This window comes from Actinoplanes solisilvae, assembly GCF_003999975.1.
In the GTDB taxonomy this organism is placed as follows: Bacteria; Actinomycetota; Actinomycetes; order Mycobacteriales; family Micromonosporaceae; genus Actinoplanes; species Actinoplanes solisilvae.
Genome location: NZ_RJAC01000048.1, coordinates 1 through 21,338 on the forward strand (window position 1 = coordinate 1; position 21,338 = coordinate 21,338).

General features: G+C 70.3%; 18 protein-coding genes and 1 pseudogene. 11 read left to right on the forward strand and 8 right to left on the reverse strand.

Going from position 1 to position 21,338, the window contains the following annotated elements:
- The 3 genes and pseudogenes from EER30_RS45345 to EER30_RS50160 form a co-directional block, all read right to left on the reverse strand.
- The coding region (locus tag EER30_RS45345) for a CHASE domain-containing protein (RefSeq protein ID WP_205650708.1) at positions 1-1,029 on the reverse strand (1,029 nt) is incomplete at its 3' end.
- Positions 1,030-1,411: 382 nt separating this feature from the next.
- Positions 1,412-1,891 carry a response regulator gene (locus tag EER30_RS45350; RefSeq protein WP_240670737.1) on the reverse strand — a complete coding sequence of 160 codons (480 nt, stop codon included), beginning with the start codon at positions 1,889-1,891 and terminating at the stop codon, positions 1,412-1,414.
- A gap of 45 nt (positions 1,892-1,936) precedes the next feature.
- Positions 1,937-2,134 (reverse strand): annotated as a pseudogene (locus EER30_RS50160) (hypothetical protein); the annotation flags it as partial.
- On the opposite strand from EER30_RS50160, the gene EER30_RS45355 reads away from it, so the two are divergent.
- Positions 2,098-2,508 (forward strand): hypothetical protein, encoded by a 411-nt coding sequence (locus tag EER30_RS45355; protein ID WP_127509139.1) that lies wholly within the window; start codon positions 2,098-2,100, stop codon positions 2,506-2,508. The pseudogene EER30_RS50160 and the gene EER30_RS45355 sit on opposite strands and share 37 nt — an antisense overlap.
- Before the next feature lie 415 nt (positions 2,509-2,923).
- Here the strand turns inward: EER30_RS45355 and EER30_RS45360 are convergent, their stop codons facing one another.
- Together EER30_RS45360 and EER30_RS45365 are read right to left on the reverse strand one after the other, a co-directional pair.
- Positions 2,924-4,081 (reverse strand): DUF6585 family protein, encoded by a 1,158-nt coding sequence (locus tag EER30_RS45360; protein WP_127509142.1) that lies wholly within the window; start codon positions 4,079-4,081, stop codon positions 2,924-2,926.
- A gap of 9 nt (positions 4,082-4,090) precedes the next feature.
- Positions 4,091-4,435 (reverse strand): hypothetical protein, encoded by a 345-nt coding sequence (locus tag EER30_RS45365; protein ID WP_127509145.1) that lies wholly within the window; start codon positions 4,433-4,435, stop codon positions 4,091-4,093.
- A gap of 39 nt (positions 4,436-4,474) precedes the next feature.
- On the opposite strand from EER30_RS45365, the gene EER30_RS45370 reads away from it, so the two are divergent.
- The 3 genes from EER30_RS45370 to EER30_RS45380 all read left to right on the forward strand — a co-directional run bounded on the left by EER30_RS45370 (position 4,475) and on the right by EER30_RS45380 (position 7,474).
- Complete coding sequence (locus tag EER30_RS45370) at positions 4,475-5,029, forward strand: GNAT family N-acetyltransferase (RefSeq protein ID WP_127509149.1); 555 nt, start codon at positions 4,475-4,477, stop codon at positions 5,027-5,029.
- Between the two features lie 256 nt (positions 5,030-5,285).
- Positions 5,286-6,803: a flavin monoamine oxidase family protein gene (locus EER30_RS45375; protein WP_240670738.1), complete on the forward strand. Its 1,518-nt coding sequence runs from the start codon at positions 5,286-5,288 to the stop codon at positions 6,801-6,803.
- Positions 6,803-7,474: a Rid family hydrolase gene (locus EER30_RS45380; RefSeq protein ID WP_127509155.1), complete on the forward strand. Its 672-nt coding sequence runs from the start codon at positions 6,803-6,805 to the stop codon at positions 7,472-7,474. The genes EER30_RS45375 and EER30_RS45380 overlap by 1 nt, the downstream gene beginning before the upstream one ends.
- 217 nt (positions 7,475-7,691) lie before the next feature.
- Here the strand turns inward: EER30_RS45380 and EER30_RS45385 are convergent, their stop codons facing one another.
- Positions 7,692-10,817, reverse strand: coding sequence for a BTAD domain-containing putative transcriptional regulator (locus EER30_RS45385; protein ID WP_127509157.1), 3,126 nt, complete (start codon positions 10,815-10,817; stop codon positions 7,692-7,694).
- 346 nt (positions 10,818-11,163) lie between these two features.
- On the opposite strand from EER30_RS45385, the gene EER30_RS45390 reads away from it, so the two are divergent.
- From EER30_RS45390 to EER30_RS45410, 5 genes are read left to right on the forward strand one after another with little or no spacing between them, the layout of a single operon-like run.
- Positions 11,164-13,710: a 2Fe-2S iron-sulfur cluster-binding protein gene (locus tag EER30_RS45390; protein ID WP_127509160.1), complete on the forward strand. Its 2,547-nt coding sequence runs from the start codon at positions 11,164-11,166 to the stop codon at positions 13,708-13,710.
- A gap of 16 nt (positions 13,711-13,726) precedes the next feature.
- Positions 13,727-14,014, forward strand: a complete 288-nt coding sequence (locus EER30_RS45395; RefSeq protein WP_127509163.1) for a 2TM domain-containing protein — start codon at positions 13,727-13,729, stop codon at positions 14,012-14,014.
- A gap of 2 nt (positions 14,015-14,016) precedes the next feature.
- A complete protein-coding gene (locus EER30_RS45400; protein WP_205650709.1) occupies positions 14,017-14,610 on the forward strand; it encodes a class I SAM-dependent methyltransferase in 594 nt (197 codons plus the stop codon).
- 35 nt (positions 14,611-14,645) lie between these two features.
- Positions 14,646-15,461 carry an alpha/beta fold hydrolase gene (locus EER30_RS45405; RefSeq protein WP_127509166.1) on the forward strand — a complete coding sequence of 272 codons (816 nt, stop codon included), beginning with the start codon at positions 14,646-14,648 and terminating at the stop codon, positions 15,459-15,461.
- A 32-nt stretch (positions 15,462-15,493) separates the two neighbouring features.
- Complete coding sequence (locus EER30_RS45410; RefSeq protein WP_127509169.1) at positions 15,494-15,976, forward strand: hypothetical protein; 483 nt, start codon at positions 15,494-15,496, stop codon at positions 15,974-15,976.
- On the opposite strand, the gene EER30_RS45415 is transcribed toward EER30_RS45410, so the two are convergent.
- Together EER30_RS45415 and EER30_RS45420 are read right to left on the reverse strand one after the other, a co-directional pair.
- The gene (locus EER30_RS45415) at positions 15,952-17,571 is read right to left on the reverse strand and encodes an FAD-dependent oxidoreductase (RefSeq protein ID WP_127509172.1); all 1,620 of its coding nucleotides are present in this window, start codon (positions 17,569-17,571) and stop codon (positions 15,952-15,954) included. The two genes, EER30_RS45410 and EER30_RS45415, sit on opposite strands and share 25 nt — an antisense overlap.
- Positions 17,568-18,824 carry an MFS transporter gene (locus tag EER30_RS45420; protein WP_127509175.1) on the reverse strand — a complete coding sequence of 419 codons (1,257 nt, stop codon included), beginning with the start codon at positions 18,822-18,824 and terminating at the stop codon, positions 17,568-17,570. The genes EER30_RS45415 and EER30_RS45420 overlap by 4 nt, the downstream gene beginning before the upstream one ends.
- A gap of 188 nt (positions 18,825-19,012) precedes the next feature.
- On the opposite strand from EER30_RS45420, the gene EER30_RS45425 reads away from it, so the two are divergent.
- Entirely contained in the window at positions 19,013-19,735 is a 723-nt protein-coding gene (locus EER30_RS45425) for an alpha/beta fold hydrolase (RefSeq protein WP_127509177.1), read from the forward strand.
- The gene (locus tag EER30_RS45430) at positions 19,728-20,915 is read left to right on the forward strand and encodes a nucleotide disphospho-sugar-binding domain-containing protein (RefSeq protein WP_127509179.1); all 1,188 of its coding nucleotides are present in this window, start codon (positions 19,728-19,730) and stop codon (positions 20,913-20,915) included. Before EER30_RS45425 ends, EER30_RS45430 begins: the two co-directional genes overlap by 8 nt.
- Positions 20,916-21,338: the final 423 nt, after the last annotated feature.

Below are 21,338 nucleotides of genomic sequence, written 5' to 3' on the forward strand. Positions count from 1 at the left end.
CTCGACCCGGGTACGGCGTTGGATGTCGTCTTGCAAGGCGGCGGTGGCCTGGTCGACCTTGTCCATGGCGCGGTTGCGGGCGCCGGACAGGATGCCGGCCATGGCTGCCACGAGCAGCGTGATCAGCACACCGATGCCGAGCGTGACCGCCGGCATCCGCTGGTCGGTGGTCGTCAGCAGATTCTTGGTCGGCTCGAGGCGCAGGTCCCAGCGCCGTTGCCCGACGATGATGGTCCGCTCACGGTTGAGCGTGCTCGCCCGCGCCGGGATGGCGGTCGGTGGCCGCGCGACAACGGTCGGCGTCGTGGTGGACCGGTCGAGCAGCGTGGCGCTGACAGCTCCGTGCGACTGAAACTGCATCGTCTCGGTCATGAAGTCGCCGCCGCGCATGCCCATGATGATCCAGCCGCGGAACCGGCCTGCGTCCGGCGTGCCCATGCCCGCGTTGATCGGTGCGGCGAGCAGGAACGACATCTGCTGTTCGTCGGCGGGGCGCGCTCGGTCCATCAGCAGCACGTAGGTGTGGCTGGCGGTGATTTGCCCGCTGGTACGGGCCATCCGTAGCGCGTCGACTGGTTCGGGCGCCCGGCTGAGGTCGCGTCCCGCCGTGCTGTCGGTGCCGTCGAGCGCGGAGTTGAGGACAATGAACAGGTGCTCGTCCGCGGTTTTGTTCGGGACCAGGGTGAGATCGGAGGCTCCCTGTGCCCGCCAGAATGCCTGGGTGCTGCTGATGTCGGTATTGCCGGCCGGGATCACAAGGGCGACGCCGGCGGCGCCCGGCAGACGCTGCCGGCTCAGTTTGGAGGAGATCTGCAGGAAATCCGCCTTGCTCAGGTCGGACTGGGCGCCCACGGCCGCGGCCAGGTCGGACAGGGTGTCGCCGTAGCGGTCGGCCTCGCTGGTGACGGCACGGTTGACCGCGTCGGCGTACTGATCCATCACCTGCCCGGCGTGGCGTTGCTGAGTCCGCTCGACCGCCTCACTCGCGGCCCACGACCCAGTCAGACCCACCGCGCCGATGACGGTCACCAACGCGCCGCCGATCCACCGCCGTCGCCTCGGACGCGCTGCCGGCTCCGTCAAGTCCCCCACAACATACGTATCGGCAGGCATCCCGCCTGACCAAGCCCTTCGCCCTTCCGGTCACACTTCTACCCGCGCCAGGCGCCAGGCGTCAGCCCCGGACGCAGGCCTCAGCGCTGGACCGTCAAAATGGCCTCCGCCGCCACGGCAGGGAGCCAGCCCGGTGGCCGCGGCTGAAGACGACCGGTGCGACGCCGTCGAGACGTGCGCAGCCGGACGCCGTCAGCGCCGTAGTTGGCGTTGCTGGCGTTTGCTTGCTGCGTCCAGACGGTCGCGGTGCTGTTGCTGATGCCGAGCATGTGGGCGTGTCCGAATTTCGGCGGCCCGGTCAGGCCGGCCTGTCGTCGTGTCGGATCGTCGAGAATCCTGGGAAGTGGCCGTTGAGGACTTGGCCGGCCTTGGCGAGCAGCTCGGCGCTGGAGAACGGCTTGTCGACCAGGGTGACGCCCGCATCGAGACGACCCTGCGATGCCAGGACAGGCTCGGCGTAGCCCGACATGAACAGGACCGCGATGTCGGGCCGGATCGCACGGACACGTCGGGCGACCTCCTTGCCGAGCATCTTGGGCATCACGACATCGGTGACGAGCAGGTGGATCTCGCCGTCGTGCGCGGTGGCCTGCGCGATCGCCTCCACCCCGTTCGCGGCGGTGATCACCTGGTACCCACTGCGGGTGAAGATCCGCTCGGTGACCTCCCGCAGAGCCTCCTCGTCCTCCACCACCAGCACGGTCTCGCCTTTGGGGGTGCGGTGGTAAGGAGCCGGCTCTTCGATCGTGGTGGCGACCTCGGTGGTGACCGGCAGCATGATGGTGAACGTCGTCCCGGCGCCGGGTGCGGATTTGATGGCGATGGTGGCCTCCGCCTGGGCGACGATCCCGTAGACGGTGGCAAGGCCCAGGCCGGTGCCGCCGCCATCGATTCCGCGTCGACGGTGACGTTGGTGGTGTCGATGCGCAGCGTGCCACCGCCGGGCATCGCGTCGCGGGCGTTGACCGCGAGGTTGACCATGATTTGCTCGACCTGGCCGGGGTCGGCCAAGACCGGCCACAGGCCCTCCGACCGGCCGATGAGCAGTTCCACGTCTTCGCCCAAGGTTCGGCGCAGGAGTTGTTCCACCTCGCCGACGACGTCATCCAGGTTGATCACCTGCGCCTGGACCACCTCACGACGGGCGAAGGCCAGCAACTGGTGCGTCAATCCCGTGGCGCGTTGCGCGGCTCGTTCGATCTGGCCGACGTCGCGTTGCGCCGTGAGGAGCCGCTGCGTGACGTATTCCTGGGCGGGCTCGCCCCGCAGAACCCGATCGAAGGCGTCCTTCTCCTTCGCCCGAACGTCCGGTGCGATGATCGTCTGCCGGGCCTGGCCGATGATGTCCTCCGCCGAATACCCGTACAGCCGTCGCGGCCGCGTTCCAGCTGTTGATCACGTCCTCACGTGGTCGAACCGATGATCGCGTCATGGGTTGACGCCAGCATCGCAGCCAACTGCACCCGTTGAACGGCGATGTCTTCCTTGACGGCGTTACTCACGATGCCCTTCCGAAGCCACCAGCCAGGGCGTGTGCCGAGAAACGGCGGCCACCCCAGAACGACCCGGCTCACGGCCCGGCAAATGGTGTCGAGCGCCGGTCTCGTTCAGCTTATATCCGGTGCACACCTTTTATGATAAAAAGTGGTAATGTCTATCGCCCTCCCTCGGCTCCGCCGGAGACCAGGGCGTGCGCTCGTTCGAGTCCTCGACCGGCAGCGGGAGCGCCACCAATCGAGCGTCTATGACTTGGCCCCCGCGTGAAGGCGGATACGTAAGCTGACGGTCAGGGTCGCCGGCATCGTCAGCGTCAGTGCAGGGCGTCGCGTGGTGGCACGCCGAGCAGGCTGAGCAGCACCGGCAGGTTGCGGATCCAACTCGCGGTGACTTTGAGTGTCCGCTGCCCCTCAATCACCAGTGAGCCGTTCTCGGTCTCGACGGCGCGGATCTCAGCGATCGGGATCCGAGTCTTGCCCTGAGTCACGGCTTGGCCATCCACCACCAGATCGCCGCCGACGGGGAGCGGAAAGATCACCGGCTGACCGGCCGCCAAGCGTTCGCGGGCCCGGCCGAGCTGGATCGGTGTCACACCGCGGTACACGCTCCGGGTGATCGACTCGATGCCTGCGAACCGCTCAGTCAACGAGATGTGCGCCATCGCATCCTTCTCCAGCGTCAGATTCCGCTCACGGCGGACCAGCCGCCCGGTGACGGTATGCACGTCGATCGACGTCCGCCACACCGCAGTGATCTCAGACCAGGCCAGCGCCTCGGTGCGATTCCGGGCCGTGTAGACGAGCCCGCCGCTGAACAGGTAGACCTGCTCGACACCGGTCGCCCGCATGGAGCGTGCTTTCCATCCGGCGGCGCCTAACACGCCGAGTGCCAGCAGCGTGGCCAGCACGCCACTCACGATCGCGTCCCCCTCCAGGAGCACAGTGACCGCGAAGACGAGGAAGGCCAGACCGGTGGTAGCCATCGAGACGACCGGCACCCAGGTGTAGCGCGTCTGCGCGGTGTGCACCTCTGCGGTGCCGCCGAAGCCGCGTTCGCGGGCCAGCCGGGCGGCATCGGGATTCACCAGACCGTCCATGGCCTGATTCTGCCGTCCGCTCGCTCGATCCGCCATCATCAATCGATAGGCGCTGGGACAGCCGCGGGTGGAAGTACTTGACCGGTGAGATGAGCTGATCGGTATGGCAATGATCTTGGCAAAGCGTTGCGCGGAGGTCGTCGGCAGGAGCACGTCGACTACCCGCCAACGCACGGCCCCGGCGTTGTTCCGGGTTGAATGGTTCTGTCCGTGTTGAAGACCGGACAGGAGCTGGCCGAGGACCGCGACGATCAGGTCGCCGTGTCCGCTCGACATTGGCTCCAGAGTCCCGGTGGCCCCGGACACGCCTCCGGCCGGCACCGCTTCTCCAACCCCGAGCAATTGGGCCTGCCGATACTCGAAATCGACGATCACGTCTGGACGTCAATACATGAACCGCGCGACCCGCACCGACAGCGGCTGGTGGGAACAGGCTTCGACGAGCTGGGCGGCGACCCGCGGTTCGCGGGCGATGCGCTCGTGACCGGCGATGGCGCCGAGCAACTTGAGCGAGTCGGCCGGGTGCAACGGGCCGAGCCGTAGCCACTTGGCGCTCGGCAGGTCGATCAACCGTCGCGTCGCCGTGACCACCACCGCGCAACCGGGTGTGCCGGGCAGCAACGGAGCGACCTGAGCGCCGCTGTCCGCGTCGTCCAGGATCAGCACCATCCGGCGTACGGCCGCGGCCGTACGCCAGAGCGCCGAACGTTCGTCCACGGAGGACGGCATCACGGCATCGGGTACGTCACCACAGACGATGATTGTCCGGTGAGCGATCAGGTGTTTCCCGATGTGGTGCTGCGGACCCAGAGACTCGTGCTGCGGGCGCTGCACGAGCAGGACGTCGACGCCATCGTGGCGGCCGTGTCGGATCCGGTGACCCAGCGCTGGCTCCCGCTGCCAGACCCCTACACCCGCGAGGATGCGATGTCCTGGGTGCGCAAGAAGGCACCGGCCACGCGGGCGGGTGGCAACGGGCTGATCCGGGCCATCGAGTGGGACGGTGCCCTCGCCGGTGTGATCGACCTCAAGCGCACCGACTGGCGTCACCGGGAGACCGAGATCGGCTACTGGGCAGCACCGGTATCCCGCGCGCAGGGTGTGATGACCGAAGCGACCGTCGCCCTGTCCCGCTGGGCGCTGACCGACGCGGCCTTCGAACGGGTCGTTCTGCGAATCGCAACGGGCAACAAAGCATCCGTCCGGGTCGCGGAGAAAGCCGGCTTCACCTACGAGGGCACCGCGCGGAACGCCGGCATCGTCCACACCGGTCGCCTGGACCTTGCCATCTACTCGCTGATCCCCGAAGACCTGCGGCCCTGAACGCGCGCCTCATACCAGAATGGATCAGTCACAGATGCAATAGGCATCGACGTTCGGGTATGGCAATGCGGTGGATACGTGCGGGAAGCGGCATCGAAACCTGCCGAACCTAGCGTCCGGGTGCAAGATCCTTAACTTTCGGGAGGGTTCCCTTGCCTCCCGGACGTGCCTGGGAGGTTCAGCCTTGGGTCAGACACGCCGTGATTTCCTCCGCCACGTCGGCATCGTCGGCGGCGCGGGGGTCATGTTTCACACCATGGGAGCTCTCGGTCTCACTACCGCGGCGAATGCTGCCGAGACCCCGCCGTTCACCCCGCTCACGAACGACGCCCTGCGCGGTCGGGGTGGCAAATCCGTCATCATCATGGGCGGCGGCATAGCCGGCATGACGGCTGCCTACGAGCTGCTCAAGGGCGGCTATTCCGTCACCGTGCTCGAGGGCCGGGACCGACCCGGTGGCCGCAACTGGACGGTTCGGGGCGGCACCACCTTCACCGATCTCAAAGGACAGACACAGAAGGCCCGGTTTTCCAAGGGCCAGTACATGAACGCCGGCCCGGGACGCATCCCGCAGATGCACGTGACGCTCGACTACTGCAAGGAGCTCGGCGTCCCGATCGAGGTCTTCACCAACCAGAATGCCGACGCATTCCTCTACCGGGAGAACGTCCCCGGTGCACTCAACGGCGTCCCCGTCCGGCAGCGTGCAGTGAAGGCCGACGCCTACGGCTACACGGCTGAGCTGCTGGCCAAGGCGACCAGCCAGGGCGCCCTCGACGCGGAGTTGACCGCCGCGGACAAGGACGCCTTGATCGCCTATCTACGCAGCTTCGGTGCCATCAACTCCGCCAACGAGTATGTCGGCGGCGGGCGCCGCGGCTACGCTCCCCAGCCCGGCGCTCACCTTGAGGCCGGCACCACTCTGCCGCAGTACGAGCTGACCGACGTGCTCCGTTCCACCCTGGGCAATTACTTCTCCTTCGAGATGGGCTTCGACCAGGCGATGATGATGTACCAGCCGATCGGCGGCATGGATCGCATCGCGTATGCCTTCGCCGAGGCGATCGGCGCCCGGAACTTCCGGTACAACGCCGAGGTCCTGGCGTACAAGAACACCACTGACGGCGTCGCGGTCACCTACACGACCGCCGGCCGCCCGAAGACCATCACCGCCGACTTCGCCATCAACGCGATGCCGCCCCACATCGCCGCGAAGATCCCCAGCAACATGCCCGCCGAGGTCGTCACGGCGCTGGGCTCGGTCAGCCGGACCAACGCCGGCAAACTCGGCATCGAGTACGACCGCCGCTGGTGGGAGGAAGACTTCCGCATCTACGGCGGCATCACCAACGCCAACACCAACATCGGCAACATGTGGCACCCGTCGTACGGCTACCACGGCAAGACCGGCACGATGATCGGCTACTACAACACCGGCAGCAACGCGACCTTCTACGGCAATCTGACCCCCGCACAGCGGCTCACCGAGGCGACGACACAGGGAAAGAAGATCTTCGGAGACGTCTACGGCGAGGGCATCATCGCATCGTTCAGCCAGGACTGGGCGTCGGCGAAGTTCGCCGAGGCGGCCTGGGTCAGCTGGCCCAGCGCGGTCGGCGGCCAGACCGGAGCCGGATATCGCAGCCTCCTGCAGGCCAGCGGCAACGTCTACTTCGCCGGCGACCATCTCAGCCATGCCATCGCCTGGCAACACGGCGCCATCACCTCAGCCCGCGCCACCGTCGAGCAGATCCACGAGAGGGTGACTGCCTGATGCGCAAACTACGCCACCTCAGCACCCGCACGAAGATTGTCGTGGCCGTCGCCCTGACCGCCGGCCTGGTCGCGCCGACGACCGCCGTCGCCGCCGGCCGTTTCCCGCCCCGCCCGGGCACCACGGTCTCGATGCTGCCGGCCGGGCAGGACAATCCGTCGATCGCCGACGGCGTGGCGATCGGCCGTGACACCGCGATCTACAAGACCAGTGGACTCGGGCCTGGCGGTCTCAACATGACCGCCGCGGCCGGAACCGAGGCCCGTTACATCGACCCGGTCGACCTGATCGACGGCCAGCTGCCGCCGGGCGTGACGATCACCGAGGCGCAGGGCATCAACGTCCTGCGCCGCATCGGGGAGAACCTTGCCAGGGCCGGTCTTTCCTACGATGACGTCATCACGATGCGCGTCTTCCTCCAGAACCCGGCCGACCAGGAGAAGATGGACTTCGCCGGCTGGAACCGTGCGTACCGGCAGTTCTTCGCCAACACCAGCCTCGCCACCGGGAAGCCGGTGAACGTGCCGCTCGGTTCGGCCGCACCCGCCCCGCCGATGGTGGCCAACCCCGCCAGGCCATCACGATTCGCGCTCGAGATCGAGAACCTGCCGGTCGCCGGCTGGCTGGTCGAGGTCGAGGTCGATGCGGCCTACCCGGCTAAGAAAAAGTAGTACCTGACGCCGCCGCCGACCTCTCCCCCATGGTGAAACGGCGAGGTCGGCGGCGGCGTCCTCCATTCCGCGACTGTGCGCCGGCGCATCAGCGCGAGTGAGTCGTCCACCGCCGGACGGTGGTGATCGGCCAGTCCTGCGGCGAATGCTCGGACTCCCCACCAGCGGCCCCGATCACGCGGATCCCACATGCTCGAATGAGCCCCCGGCTGCGCGCTCAGTCGAGCAGGTCGCGGGCCCGGCGTGCGAACAAGTGGGCTCCCCGCTCGACCGACAGAGCCCACGCCTGTTCGGCCATCGCCCGGACGTCCGCCTCGGCGTCCCCACGAGCCCGCATCAGCCGTGCCCGCAAGACGAGCAGAAACCCCTCGGCGTAGCGCTGGCCGTAGGCGGCGATGAAGGAGTCGGCCCGGTCGAGCGCCGCGCCGGCCTCGTCGGTCCGGCCGGCCGCCAGCCACATCTCGGCGAGCAGGCCGTACCAGGTGGCCAGGCCCGAGCGGGGCGGGTCGAGCAGGGCCGCGGTGATGATCTGTTCCGCCTCGATCGCGGCGTCCGGGTCGCCACCGGTCACGGCGCGCGCCCAGCACCGGCCGAGCCGCTGATAGCTGCCCAGGAAGGCGAAGGAGAACTCCTCGTCCTGCTCGATGCCCCGGGCGGCGGCGCGCATGGCCCAGGCCGGATCGCCGGCCAGCGCCGCGACGGTGACCGAGAACGAGGACCAGACCGTCGTCGCGTACGGGTCGTCCTCGGCCGCCGCCTCGACCGAGTCGAGCAGCTCCCGGGCCGCGTCGACGTCGCCGTGCAGCGCGGTCATCAGGCCCAGCATCACCGGCGAGAGCATTTGCAGGTCGTGCCGCAGCGGTGTTCGATCGCGGCGGGCCGGGTCGCTGGGCAGGGCGGGGTCGGACAGGCTGAGAAACTTGTACGCCTCGGTGATGTTCCCGATGTCCCACTGGTGGATGCCCCAGGCGTGCCGTCCGTAGGCGCGCACGATCGGGTCGGCGGAAGCCTCGCCCTGCTCCAGCAGCCGGTGCGCGAGCACACCGGCACGGTCGAGCTGGATGCCCTGGGAGTGCGCCGCCCATCGCGAGAAGAGAAGGTCGGCCGCCTCCCGCTCACGGCCGAGCACGCGGGCCAGATGCTCGGCCCTCTTGAGCAGGTCCAACGCCGAGCCGACGTAACCGGCCCGCATGCCGTCCACCGCGACGAACAGCGACAGGGCGGACAGCTCCAGCTCGGCCAGCCCCGCCGCGCGGGCGACCCGCGCGGCCAGCCGCAGGTGGTGGGCCGCGGCATCCAGCGCCGTCTTCGCGCCGGCGCAGCGTCCCGCCCGCACCAGCGCCGCCGCGGTGCGTGCCTGGTCGGCGAGCGGGCCGGCCGCCCACAGGTGATGGGCGAGGCGCTCGATCACCGGGTCGTCGTCCTCGACCGTGCGTTCGAGGGCTTCCGCGACGCGCAGATGGAGGCCGGGCACCCGGGGTGTCGACGTCGTGAAGGTGACGGACTCACGGACGAGGTCGTGGGCGAAGCGGAACGAGAACGGGTCGTCGCGCCGCGGCTCGAACAGGCCGAGCGACTCGAGCGGCTCGAGCTGGTCGAGGCAGGCCTGCACCTCGAGCCCGGCCGCGTTCGCCAGCAGCGCGAGGTCGACGTCCCGGCCGATCAGCGCGGCCATCTGCAGCAGGCCGCGGGTCTGGTCGTCGAGGCCGGCCAACCGGTCGCCGACGACGTCGCGCACCGTGGACGGCACTTCCGCGCTCGCTGCGGCGTCCTCGGTGAGGTCGCCGTCGCGGACCAGGAACCGGGACAGCTCGCGCACGAAGAAGGCGTTGCCGCCGGTGCGGCCGTGGATGCTCCGGGCGACAGCGGCGCTGGGCATCTGTCCGGTCTCGCGCCGCACGAGCTCGGCCACCTCGTCCGGCCCGAGCGGGCCGAGCCGGATCCGGCGGTGCCGGGGGTGCCGGCTGACCGCGGCGAGGGTGCGGGCCACCTCGGCTCGCGGTGCGGGTGCGCGGTCGCGCAGGGCTCCGATGACCGCGGTGCCGATCGGGAGCCGGGCCGCCAGGTGGCTCAGGAGGTTCAGCGAGGCGACGTCGGCCCATTGGACATCGTCGATGATCAACAGCACAGGCCGAACCTCCGACACCTGCCGCACGAGGTTGACCGCGTGTTCGAAGAGACGGAACTGGGCGCCACTGTCGGGCAGCACCGGCGTGCCCGCGACCACGCCGTGCAGCCCGACGAGGTTGCCCAGCTCACCCGCGAGCCAGTCGGAGCGTTCGGCGGCGGGCAGGCTGTCGACCAGCCCGCCGATGATCTGGATCCACGGCCACATCGATGGCGTGCCGCCTTCTTCGAGGCAACGTCCCCAGACCACGAGGGCGCCACGCCGGTCGGCCTCGGCGCCGGTCTCCTCGAGCAGCCGGGTCTTGCCGACGCCTGGCTCGCCCTCGACGACGGTCAGGCTCGAACCGCCCGAGAAGGCCGCGTCGACGGCCTGCTCCAGTTCGGCGAGCTCCTCGGCCCGGCCCACCACCTCGCACCGCTCGCGCGGAGGCGGTCGCACGGGTTCCTCGGGCCGGGACGGCCCGCCCAGGACCCGGCGTTGCGCGGCCGCGAGAGTGGGGCCGGGGTCGATGCCCAGTTCCTCGGCGAGCCGGACCTGGATCGTCCGGAACACCGACAGCGCCTTCGCCTGCTGACCGGCCGCGCCGAGCGTGACGACCAGGCTCGCCTGCACGTTCTCGTCCAGCGGCGCCATCTCGGCCGCGCGTTGCAGGACCGGCAGCACCCGGCCGGGCCGGCCGAGGGTCACCGCCAGGGCGGCGGCGACGACGCACGTCTCGAGGAACTCGCCGTCGAGCGCCTCGAATGCCGTCGTCGCGGACGTCCCCCGGGCCATGCCGCCGCCGGCCGGCCCGTGCCAGAGGTCGAGGGCCCGCAGGTAGCTGTCGAGCGCGGCGTCCGGGTCCTGGCGACGGGCCGACGCGACCAGCTCGCGGAACGCGGCTAGGTCGACGACCTGCGGGTCGGCGGCGAAGACGTACCCGGGGCCGCGGCGCTGCAGGTATGAACCGGTGGCCCGGGACGGCAGCTCGGGTTCGAGCAGCCGCCGGAGAGCGCCGGCGTACTTCTGCAGGATGTTGATCGCCGAGGGCGGGACGTCGTCGCCCCAGATGAGGTCGATGAGCTCGCTCGTGCTGATCACTCGGCCGGCCCGCGCGAGCAGCAGGGCCAGCAGATAGGCCTGCTGCGGGGGTCCGGCGTCCAGCTCGACGCCGTCGCGCCACAGGCGCAGCGGACCGAGGATCTGCACGCGCAGACCCTGCGATGGCGTCGACATCGTGCTGCTCCCACCCCTCGAGCCGGTCCGGCCGTTCCGTTTCCGAATCTAGAGGAATACCACGGCGGCCAGGAGAGGCCGGGAAGGCAGGAAATCGGCGAACGTCACAGCACTGTGTCGTCGGTCACGCCCCGGTTCCGTGGCGTTCCGTTTTTGTCAAGTTGCCCTCCCCAGGCTGACTCGGGTGGACCTCATCCGGCGCAAGATACGGCTGACCGTGAACCAGATCACCGGCCGGCGTCTGCGGGACCTGCCGATGACCCTCGACCGCATCGTCGGCATCCGATGAGGAGCTGATCGCAGCGGCGTTCCGAATCTGTCAAGACCCGCTTCCTAGCTTGGCCGCATGACGGAAGAGGAGTACGACGTCGTCGTCGTCGGGTCGGGTATCGGCGGGCTGGCCGCCGCTCGCACGGCCACGCAGTTCGGCGGCCTGCGAGTGCTGGTTCTCGAGCAGCACTACGTGCCCGGCGGCATGACGCACGAGTTCACGCGTGAGGGGCGCTTCCTCTTCGGGACCGGACTGCATTACATGAGCGCGGACGCCGGTCCGTTCCTGGACTTTCTCACCGACGGCCGGGTGCAGCTGACCGCGCTGCCCGACGACTACGACATCCTTCATTTCCCGGGCTTCGACTTTTCGGTGCCGTCGTCGGGGGAACGGTTCCGCGCCCGGTTGAAGGAGGAGTTCCCCGCCGAGGCCGACGCAATCGACCGGTTCTTCCGGACGTTGCGCTGGGCTCTCGCCGGGCTCGTCACCCGCAACGTCCTATCGTCGTTCCCGGCGCCGATCCGGGCGGCCGGGTTCCCGGTCGCGCGCCGGCTGTTCCCCTCGACGTACCGGACGTTGTGGGACCAGGTCTGCCGCAGCTTCACCGATCCGCGGCTGCGCGCGGTCGTCGCCGCGCGCTGGGGCCTCTACGGGCAGCCGCCGACGTCGGGCGCGTTCGGCTATCACGCCTCGGTGCCGATGACCTTCTTCCTGGAGGGCACCTCGCATCCCGTGGGCGGGCCGAAGGAGATCGGCGAGATCGTGGTCGAGACCCTGACGCGGCTCGGCGTCGAGGTGCGCCTCAATCAGGAGGTACGCCGGATCCGGGTGGAGCGGGGCCGGGTGTCCGGTGTGGACGTCGTCGAGCGCGCGACCGGCCGGCGCTATCAGGTGCGGGCGCGCACGGTCATCTCGGCCGGCGGTGTCCGCAACACGTACGCACTGCTCGGCGACGAGGCCCGCCCCGAGTGGGACCGGCATCTGCGAAGCCTGCCCGGGGAGCCCTCCGCGATGATGCTCTTCCTCGGACTGGACCGGTCGCCGGCCGAGTTCGGCCCGCGCGGCGAGAACCACTGGATCATGCGGAGCCTCGACGATCACGACGGCACCCTCTACGTCTCGTTCGCGTCGCTCAACAACCCGGCCGCCCGCCACCACACCATCGAGGTGCTGGAGCTCATCGACCCCAAGCTCGTCGACGAGTGGCGCGGCACCACCGAGGAGGACCGGCCCGAGAGCTACCACGCGTTCAAGGCGGAGGTGACCGGCCGGCTGATCGACCGGTTGGCGACTCAGTGGCCCGGGATCCGGAACGCGATCGTCTTCAGCGAGCTGGCCACTCCCCTGACCTACGAGACCTATCAGCACAGCGTCCGCGGCTCCTTCTACGGGCTGCCGGCGACCCCGGCCCGGCTCCTCTCGGCGCTGGCCGGCTGCCGTACCCCGGTGAAGGGCCTGGTCGTGGCCGGGCAGGACGCGTGGGGTCCGGGTGTCAACGCGGCCCTGGCCGGCGGCATCATGGCCACCAACGCGGTGTTGAGACCCCGGCAGATCTCGACGATGTGGCGCACGATCCGTGCCCCGCGGCCCCAGCCGGACGGCCCGTGGCGCGGCTACCTGCGCGTCGCCGCCGTCGAGGAGCTGACCCCGGCCGTACGCCGGATCCGGCTCGCGTCGCTCGACGGGGGACCGCTGCCGTTCACCTTCGCGGCCGGCCAATATCTGAAGCTCGACGTGCCGGTGGGCGTGGAACCGATCGAACGGTCCTACTCGATCTCGAGCGGGCCCGGCACGACCGGCTTCGTCGAGATCGGGGTCAAGCGGGAACCGCTGGGACTCGGCTCGACGTTCCTGCACGACGACCTGACCGATGGGCTCGCGCTGCGGGTCTCCGGACCGCACGGCGAGTTCACCTGGGACGGCGGCGACGGGCCGCTGCTGCTGATCGCCGGCGGGATCGGGATCACACCGCTGATCAGCGTGCTCGAGGCCGCCGTGGACGCCGGGCACACGGGCACCGTCACGATGCTGGTGGGCGGCCGGTCCGAGGGCGAGATCCCGTTCCGGCCCGAACTGGAGAAGCTGTCGTCCCGGCTGCCGGGGCTCCGGACCGAGTTCTATCTGACGCGGCCCGGCGGGCGTGGCCGGATCGGGATCGAGGCGCTGCGCCCGCACGTCGCCGGGGTCGCCCGGGTCCACCTGTGCGGGCCGGCGCCGATGATGCAGGACGTCCTGGGGGCGCTGGCCGAGCTCGGCGTGCCCCGCGAGGTCGTGCACACCGAGGCGTTCGTGTCCGGCCGCAGCCGGCAGACCCGGCAGGAGCGGGCCCATGCCGTCGAGCTGGCCGCCGCCGGCGACGGGGTGACCGAATACCGGGTCGCGCTGCCGGCGATCGCCTTCCCGTGCCGGCCCGGGCAGACCGTTCTCGACGCCGCCAACGCCGCCGGCGTCCCGTTCCCCCAGTCCTGCGGCGAGGGCGCGTGCGGCACCTGCCGTGTCCGGATCCTCGCCGGAACCTACGAGACCGACCCCCGCGGCATGTTCTCGGCCGCGGAGCTCGACCAGGGCTGGCGGCTGGCCTGCCAGACCCTGCCCACCCATGACCTGGTGATCAACCAGTAACCCCGACAGGACCGTGATGAACTCCCACTACTCCCCCACCCCGGCCGACGCGGACACGGAACGCGCCCGCGCCGTCCGCCGCGTCCACCAGAAGCTCGGCGTGCAGATCCACGCCCTGTCGTACGTCATCGGCAACGCCGCCCAGATCGTCGTGTGGTGGCTGGCCACCCCGGAGCTGTTCTTCTGGCCGCTGTGGTCGATCGGCTCCTGGGGCATCGGCCTGCTGTTCCACGTCCTCGCTGTCTATGTCTGGAGCGGCGGCGTGAGCGAACGCCGCATTCAGAAAGAGATGGGCCGGAACTGAAGGTGTCGTTCTTCTCGGAATTCGTCCGTGCTCCCCTGACGGTCGGCGCGGTCGCGCCGAGCAGCCCCGCGCTGGCGCGGGTGGCGACGGCGGTGGTGCCGAGCACCGGCTCACCGGTCGTCGTGGAGTTGGGACCGGGCACCGGCGCCTTCACCGGCGCCGTCCAGCAGCGTCTGGCGGGCCGCGGCCGGCACCTCGCGGTCGAGCTCAACCCTCGGTTCGCCGAGCGGCTGGCCGCCGTGTACCCGGCGGTGGACGTGATCAACGCCGACGCGAGCACGCTCGGTCCCCACCTGGAGCAGCGCGGGATCGAGCGGATCGACGTGGTGGTCAGCGGCCTGCCCTGGGCCGCGTTCGCGGAGTCGCACCAGCACGACGTGCTCTCATCGGTGGTCGCCACGATGGCGCCGGACGCGGTGTTCACCACGTTCGCCTATGTCCACGCGCGGTGGGCTCCGCCGGCCCGGCGGCTTCGGCGAGCGTTGGAGTCCCGCTTCGACGAGGTCGTGGTGGGACGGACGGTGTGGGCGAACGTCCCGCCGGCGCTGGTCTATCACTGCCGTCGCCCCAACCTTCCCCTGACCGCAGTTCACTGACCCGGTTTCACCGGGCCCACGAAAGGATCCACCCGATGCTACGGAGAACGAAGGCCCTGGCCGTGGCGGCCACGGTCGCGATGCTGAGCCTGGTCGCCGTGTCGGCCGCCTCGGCCCAGACGGGCGGTCACGCCGCCCGCAAGCCGACCGTCGTGCTGGTGCACGGCGCCTTCGCGGACAGCAGCGGCTTCACCGGGGTCGCCCGCAAGCTGCTCGCCGACGGCTATCCGGTGGTAGCCGCGGCCAACCCGCTGCGGGGGCTCTCGTCCGACGCGGCACAGGTCAAGGCGCTGCTGGCGAGCATCGACGGGCCGATCGTGCTGGTCGGTCACTCGTACGGCGGCGCGGTGATCTCGTCGGCCGCCGCCGGTGACCCGGACGTGCGCGCCCTGGTCTATCTGGCAGCGTTCGTGCCCGAGGCCGGCGAGTCGGCCGAGACGCTGGCGAACCGCTTCCCCGGCAGCACCGTGGGTCAGTCGCTCAAGCCGGTGCCGCTGCCCGACGGCCAGGTCGACCTCTCCATCAACCCGGCTCTCTACCACGCCAACTTCGCGGCCGACGTCCCCGCCCGGGACGCCGCGATCTATGCGATCACCCAGCGCCCGGCCACCGGAACGGCGCTCGGCGAACCCGCGGCGGGCACGCCGGCCTGGAAGACGATCCCGTCGTACAACCTGATCGCCGGCGCCGACCGGATCATCCCGCCGGCCGCCCAGCGGTTCATGGCCGAGCGGTCCAAGGCGAAGGTCCAGGTCGTTCCGGGCGCCTCGCACCTGGTGTTCGTGTCGCGGGCGGGCACGGCGGCAGCGTTCATCGAGAAGGCCGCCAAGGAGACCGTCGGCCATTCCTGATTCATTCAGTGGATGCCGGTTGACTCCGGGTCATGTCACTCGGAGGCTTCCGGCATCCACGCGTGCGGGATCCGACGCCGCCGACGGTGCGGATCGTGACCAACGCCGGCGCCGGCGACCTGGCCGCGGGCCTGCTTCAGCTCGTCGCCGCCGTCGTGATCGGTGTGCCGATGGGACATCCGTTCGGTATGTGGCTGCTGCTCACCGGGTCCATCGCGGCGGCCGGCATGGGGGCGCTGTCGGTGTTCGCCGTCTTCGGCAGCCCCGGCGCGCTGATCAACGCGTTCTTCTTCGTCGCGCTCGCCCTGGCCTCCGGACCGGCGGTTCCGCCCGAGGCGGCCGGTCTCACGTACGCCTGGGCCCACCTCGCCGTCGGTGGCGCGGTGGGCCTGACCCTCGGACTGGTGGGGACCTGGTTCTATGACCGCAATCCCCGATTCTCCCGGCACCCGCGGCCGGCGCCTGAACCGAGCCCGCCGGCGCGGGCGCGTCAGTCCCCGGCGAGCACCGTGTGAACTGAGCTGACCGCGCTCGCACCCTCGCCCACGGCCGTCGCGACCCGTTTGATGGATCCGGCCCGCACGTCGCCGATGGCGAAGACCCGGGGCGCGCTGGTCCGGTAGGGCAGTGACACCCCGGGTGCGCCGGTGGGCAACCGGCCGTCGGTCAGGACAAAGCCTTTGTCGTCGCGCGCCACTCCGGTCATCCAGTCCGACACCGGAGCGGCGCCGATGAAGCAGAACAACGCCCGGCAGTCCAGCCGGTCCAGGATCCCGCCGGACCGCTCGACGACGATCGACGCGAGGGTGTCGTCGCCGTGCAGTTCGCGGACCGCCGTCGCCGTGTGCAGCCGGATCGCGGGATGGGGGCGGATCCGGTCGGTCAGGTAGGACGACATCCGCGCGCCGAGGTCGGCTCCCCGCAGAACCAGGTCGACCGACGCGCCGCGGGCGGCCAGGGACAGGGCGGCCTGCCCGGCCGAGTTGGCGCCCCCGACCACCGTGACCGGCCGGCCCTCGTAATCGCGGACGTCGAGCTCGGAGGCGGCGTACCGGATGCAGCCGCCCTTCTCGAAGGCTTCCCAGCGCGGGATGTCGAGTCGCCGGTATCGGGCGCCGGTCGCGGCGATCACTGCCCTGGACTCGATCCGGGAGCCGTCGGCCAGCAGTACCGTGGGAAGGCGGTCGTCGGCCAGGTCGAGGCCGGCGACGGCGCACGACTGGAAGATCCGTACCCCGAATTTGAGTGCCTGCACCATCGCGAGGCGGGTCAGATGCTCCCCGCTCACCCCCTGCGGGAAACCGAGGTAGTTCTCGATGCGGGCACTCTTGGCGGCCTGTCCACCGACGCCGCGCCGGTCCAGCAGCACCGTCGTCAGACCCTCGGACGCGGCGTAGACGGCGGCGGCCAGGCCGGCCGGTCCGGCGCCGACCACGACCAGATCGGCCGGGCGCCCGTCCGGACGGTAGAGCAGACCGAGCGCCTCGGCGATCTTTCCCGGGGTCGCCCGGCGCAGGACCGAGCCGGTGACGATCGCGACCGGCAGGTCGGTCTCGCCGAGCCCGGTTGCCTGCAGCAGCGCGATCCCGGACAGCGACGTAGCGTCGAACCAGGCGTGCGGCAGGAGCAACTGGGCCGCGTAGGTCCGCAGTTCCAGCGCCGCCGCGTTGTCGGGCCGGCCGACGATCTCCAGTGCGTTGCCGGCGATGGCCCGAATCGTGTCACGACGGGCCCGGAACGCCTCGATCAGCACGTCGGCGATGTCGACCTGCTCGGACAGGACCCGGCGAAGCGCCGCCGCGTCGATGCGCACCACCGTGCCGGCCGAGGCGACGCGGGCGGTCAGATAGACGTGCTGCCCCGTCAGCAGGCTCAGCTCGCCGAGGAAGTCGCCGGGCCGTCCCTGATAGACGCGGTGTTCCGCCTCGATCGCGGTGGCCTCCCGGACGATGTCCACGGTCGCCGACAGCAGCAGGAAGAAGTCGTACGAGTCGTCACCGATCGCATAGAGCTCCCGGCCCGCCTCGGCGTGCTCCTCGACGCCGAACGAGGCGAGCCGCCGGACCTGCTCCGCGTCCAGCCGAGGCCCGCTCGGCGGGTTGTCGCTCATCGGACCCCTCCGACGGCGGCCGCGGGCAGCACGCGGCGGCTCGGCCGGGCGACGGTCGTCAGATAGAGCGTCAGGCCCAGCGCGGTGAACACGAACCCGGCCCAGACCGTGGAGAGGGTGCCCCAGCCGGCGGCCAGCGTGACGGCGCCGCCGATCGCCCCGAGGGAGTTGGCCAGGTTCAGCGCGGCCAGGTTCAGCGCGCCCATCAGGGTCGGCGCGTCCGGGGCGAAGCTGGTGAGCCGCACCTGGATCGCCGGGATCGCGTACATCATCGTGGCGCCCACCCCGAACAGGCAGGGCAGCAGGACGGCCAGGTTGCTCCCGGCCACCCCGATCAGCACGAGCAGTACGAGGACGCCGACGTAACCGCCGACAAGTCCGCGGTTCTGGTCGTGGTCGGCGACGCGGCCACCCAGGTAGTTGCCGACCGCCATGCCCAGGCCGAAGACGGCGAGCGCGATCGGGATCAGCGACGCGTCCCGCATCACGGCGTCGGTAATAAACGGGCCGATGAAGGTGTATACGGCGAAGATGCTGGAGATGCCGAGGGAGGCCACCGCGACCATCAGCCAGACGTTCAACCGGCGCAGCGCGCCCAGTTCGCCCCGGACCGAGCCGCCGTGCAGGGCGTCGGTGCGCGGCAGCCAGGCGACCAGGGCGAGGCCCGCGGCGACGCCGACGCCGACGACGGCCCAGTACATGGCTCGCCATCCGGCGTTCTGGCCGATGAAGGTGCCCAGCGGCGAGCCGACGATGGTGGCGACGGTGAGACCACCCATCACGGTGGCGAAGGCCTTGCCGCCGCGACCCGGCCCGTACACGTAGGCTGCGACCACGGCCCCGGCGCCGAAGAACGCGCCCTGCACGCTGCCGGCCACGAACCGGAAGACGATGAGCAACGCGATGTTCGGCGCAATCGCCGACAGCCCGTTGCCCACCAGGAACAGCACGATCAGGCCAAGCAGCAGGCTTCGTCGGTTGACCCGGGCGGCAAGCAGCGTGATCGCGGGCGAGCCGATGATCACGCCGAACGCGTACGCGGTGATGGCGTACGTGGCCACCGGCAGCGAGACGTCGAGACCGGAGGAGAACAACTGGAGGATGCCGTTGCTGCCGAATTCCCCGGTGCCGATCGCGAACGTGCCCAGGGCGAGCGCGAACAGCGTCAGCCGGGGATGGCGGACCCTCGACGCGGCCAGGTCGTGCCGGCCCTCCTCGGCGGCGCACTGACGTTCGAAAGCTCGTTGATGCATGGTTCCGTCCTCGGGCAGGGGATGTGTCCGCACGCATCCTTCCGAGGGCGGCTTTACAGGCCCTGTATGCGCAAGCGGCCGGCGGACCCGATTGAACGCCGGCGTTCCCTTTTCGTTCAGTGCCCCTGCGTAGCTTCCGTTCTCGCAGGGCCGCCCGAATCCCGGGCACCCGGACGAGAGGTGGAGACATGGCAGGGAAGAACCCGACGGTGGTACTCGTTCACGGCGCCTTCGCCGACGGCAGCGGCTTCGGGACGATCGCCAAACGCCTGGTCGCCGACGGATATCCGGTGGTCGCCGCGCCGAACCCGCTCCGGGGACTGTCGTCGGACGCGGAACAGCTGCGGGCGCTGCTGGCGACGATCGAGGGGCCGATCGTGCTGGTCGGCCACTCCTACGGCGGCGCCGTCGTCTCGACCGCGGCCGGCGGGAACGAGCAGGTGAAGGCGCTCGTCTACCTGGCCGCCTTCGTGCCGGAGACCGGCGAGAGCGCGCAGTCGCTGGTCGAGAAGTTCCCCGGCAGCACCGTCGGCGAGTCCCTCAAGCCGGTGCCGCTGCCCGGCGGGCAGGTCGATCTCTACATCGATCCCCGGGTGTTCCACGCCAACTTCGCCGCCGACGTCCCGGCCGACGAGGCCGCGCTCCTCGCCGTGACGCAGCGCCCCGCCACCGGCGTCGCGCTGGGCGAGCCGGCGCCCGGCTCGCAGGCCTGGCACACCATCCGGTCCTACTACCTGGTCGGCGGGGCCGACCGGATCATACCGCCGGCGGCCCAGGAGTTCATGGCCCAGCGCGCCGGCTCCACGGTCGAGGTCGTGCCGGACGCCTCGCACCTGGTGTTCGTCTCGCACCCGGGTGCGACGGTGGCCCTGATCGAGAGAGCGGCCCAGGAATCGGCCGACGTTGACTGATGCGGCGTTCCTGGTGCCACCCGTAGCGGATCACGTGCGGGCGACGTTGCCGTTGGTCCGCGAGCTGATCGCCCGGGGGCACCGGGTCCGCTACGTCACCGGACCGGCCACCGCCGAGCAGGTCCGCCACACCGGGGCCGAGACGATCGAACTCCCCCTGACGATCGGCCCCCTCGTCGGCGAGCGGGGATTCAGCACCGACCGGATGGCCGAGGCTCTCGACGGCTTCGTCGACGACCTGCGGCAGGCCGCGCCGGCGCTCGTCGCGGCTCTGCGGTCGGACCCACCCGACCTGATCTGCCACGACGCGGCGTTCATCGTCGGTGCCTCGGTGGCCGCCGTGCTCGGCCTACCCGACCTGCGCCTCGTCCCGGGCTTCGCGGAGAACGCGCGGGTGTCGCCGGCGGCCCGGATGGCACCGTACGGCCTCGACCGCGACAACGTGCGTCTGGCCGCGTACGAAAGGAACGCCCACCTGCTCGGCCGGCAGATCGCGCCGCCACGGGACCCGGCCGGAACCCCGTCCGTCGTGTTCATTCCGCGGTCCTTCCAGATCGACGGGTTCACCTTCGACGACTCGTTCACCTTCGTCGGCCCCGAGCCGCACCCGACCGGTCGCGACGTTGCCTGGACGCCTCCGCACGACGGCACCCGCGTGCTCTACGTCGCGCTGCATCTGGCGCCCGTGTGCCGCCCGGACTTCTTGGAGCTCTGCGTCAACGCGTTCACGGACACCGCTTGGCACGTCGTGATGGCGGTCGGCCGCCACGTCGGCTCGACCGGGCTCTCGGCGCCGGCGAACTTCGAGATCGCCGAACGGTTCGCGCCCGGCGAGGTGCTGCGCCACGCCGCGGTCTTCATGACGCACGCCGGCATGAGCTCGCTGATGGACGCCCTGCTCGCCGGCGTCCCCGTAGTGGCCCTGCCGGTGACGCCGGAGCAGCGGCTGAACTCCGCGCGGCTGACCGAACTCGGGGCCGGTCTGGCCGGCGACCTGTCCGCGGTGACCGCAGCCGGTCTCCGTGAGCTCGCCGGCCGGCTGGTGGTGGAACCGGCGTTCCGGCGGACGCTGACCCGCCACTTCGGCCGCCGGACGCGTACGGGCGGAGCCAGCCTGACCGCCGACATCGTGGAGCGCCAAGGGCTCGCCGGGCGGGCGCGGCCCAGCGATGCGCGTTAGAGCTGATCGTGGTGGCCTGCCGGAGATCTACGCTCCGGCACGGCGTGAACGCCGGCGCGAGGAGGAGCGAGCCCGGCCAGAAATGGCTCGCGCCCCATGACCACGTCCACCGGGGTCCTCGGCCTCGAGGGTGAATTCGTGTCGCTCAAACAGTCGTCGCGCGGGACTACCTTGCAAGACGTTCAGCCGAACAATCCGTCATGACGGTCGTCAGGTGCGTCTCCTTGATCAGGAGTTACACCGTTCGTTTTACAGTCCCGCCGCGAACGGTGTTTCCGGCTCTTCGGCTAGCCGGTTTCTCGGCCGGCCAGCGGTCATCGAACGTGATGGGGAAGGCGTCGATGACCGGCTTCACCACGTACGAGGATCCCGTGTTTCCGCCCGGTTGACTTTATGGTGCTGTTTCGCGGCCGATGAGGGTTG

Bases quoted from the DNA above. Each gene is read 5' to 3' on its own strand.
- EER30_RS45385 (WP_127509157.1), bottom strand. From the start codon at position 10,817: ATGTCGACGCCATCGCAGGGTCTGCGCGTGCAGATCCTCGGTCCGCTG.
- EER30_RS45390 (WP_127509160.1), top strand. From the start codon at position 11,164: ATGACGGAAGAGGAGTACGACGTCGTCGTCGTCGGGTCGGGTATCGGC.
- EER30_RS45395 (WP_127509163.1), top strand. From the start codon at position 13,727: ATGAACTCCCACTACTCCCCCACCCCGGCCGACGCGGACACGGAACGC.
- EER30_RS45350 (WP_240670737.1), bottom strand. From the start codon at position 1,891: ATGCTGCCGGTCACCACCGAGGTCGCCACCACGATCGAAGAGCCGGCT.
- EER30_RS45415 (WP_127509172.1), bottom strand. From the start codon at position 17,571: ATGAGCGACAACCCGCCGAGCGGGCCTCGGCTGGACGCGGAGCAGGTC.
- EER30_RS45405 (WP_127509166.1), top strand. From the start codon at position 14,646: ATGCTACGGAGAACGAAGGCCCTGGCCGTGGCGGCCACGGTCGCGATG.
- EER30_RS45375 (WP_240670738.1), top strand. From the start codon at position 5,286: ATGGGAGCTCTCGGTCTCACTACCGCGGCGAATGCTGCCGAGACCCCG.
- EER30_RS45425 (WP_127509177.1), top strand. From the start codon at position 19,013: ATGGCAGGGAAGAACCCGACGGTGGTACTCGTTCACGGCGCCTTCGCC.
- EER30_RS45380 (WP_127509155.1), top strand. From the start codon at position 6,803: ATGCGCAAACTACGCCACCTCAGCACCCGCACGAAGATTGTCGTGGCC.
- EER30_RS45420 (WP_127509175.1), bottom strand. From the start codon at position 18,824: ATGCATCAACGAGCTTTCGAACGTCAGTGCGCCGCCGAGGAGGGCCGG.
- EER30_RS45410 (WP_127509169.1), top strand. From the start codon at position 15,494: ATGTCACTCGGAGGCTTCCGGCATCCACGCGTGCGGGATCCGACGCCG.
- EER30_RS45365 (WP_127509145.1), bottom strand. From the start codon at position 4,435: ATGCCGTCCTCCGTGGACGAACGTTCGGCGCTCTGGCGTACGGCCGCG.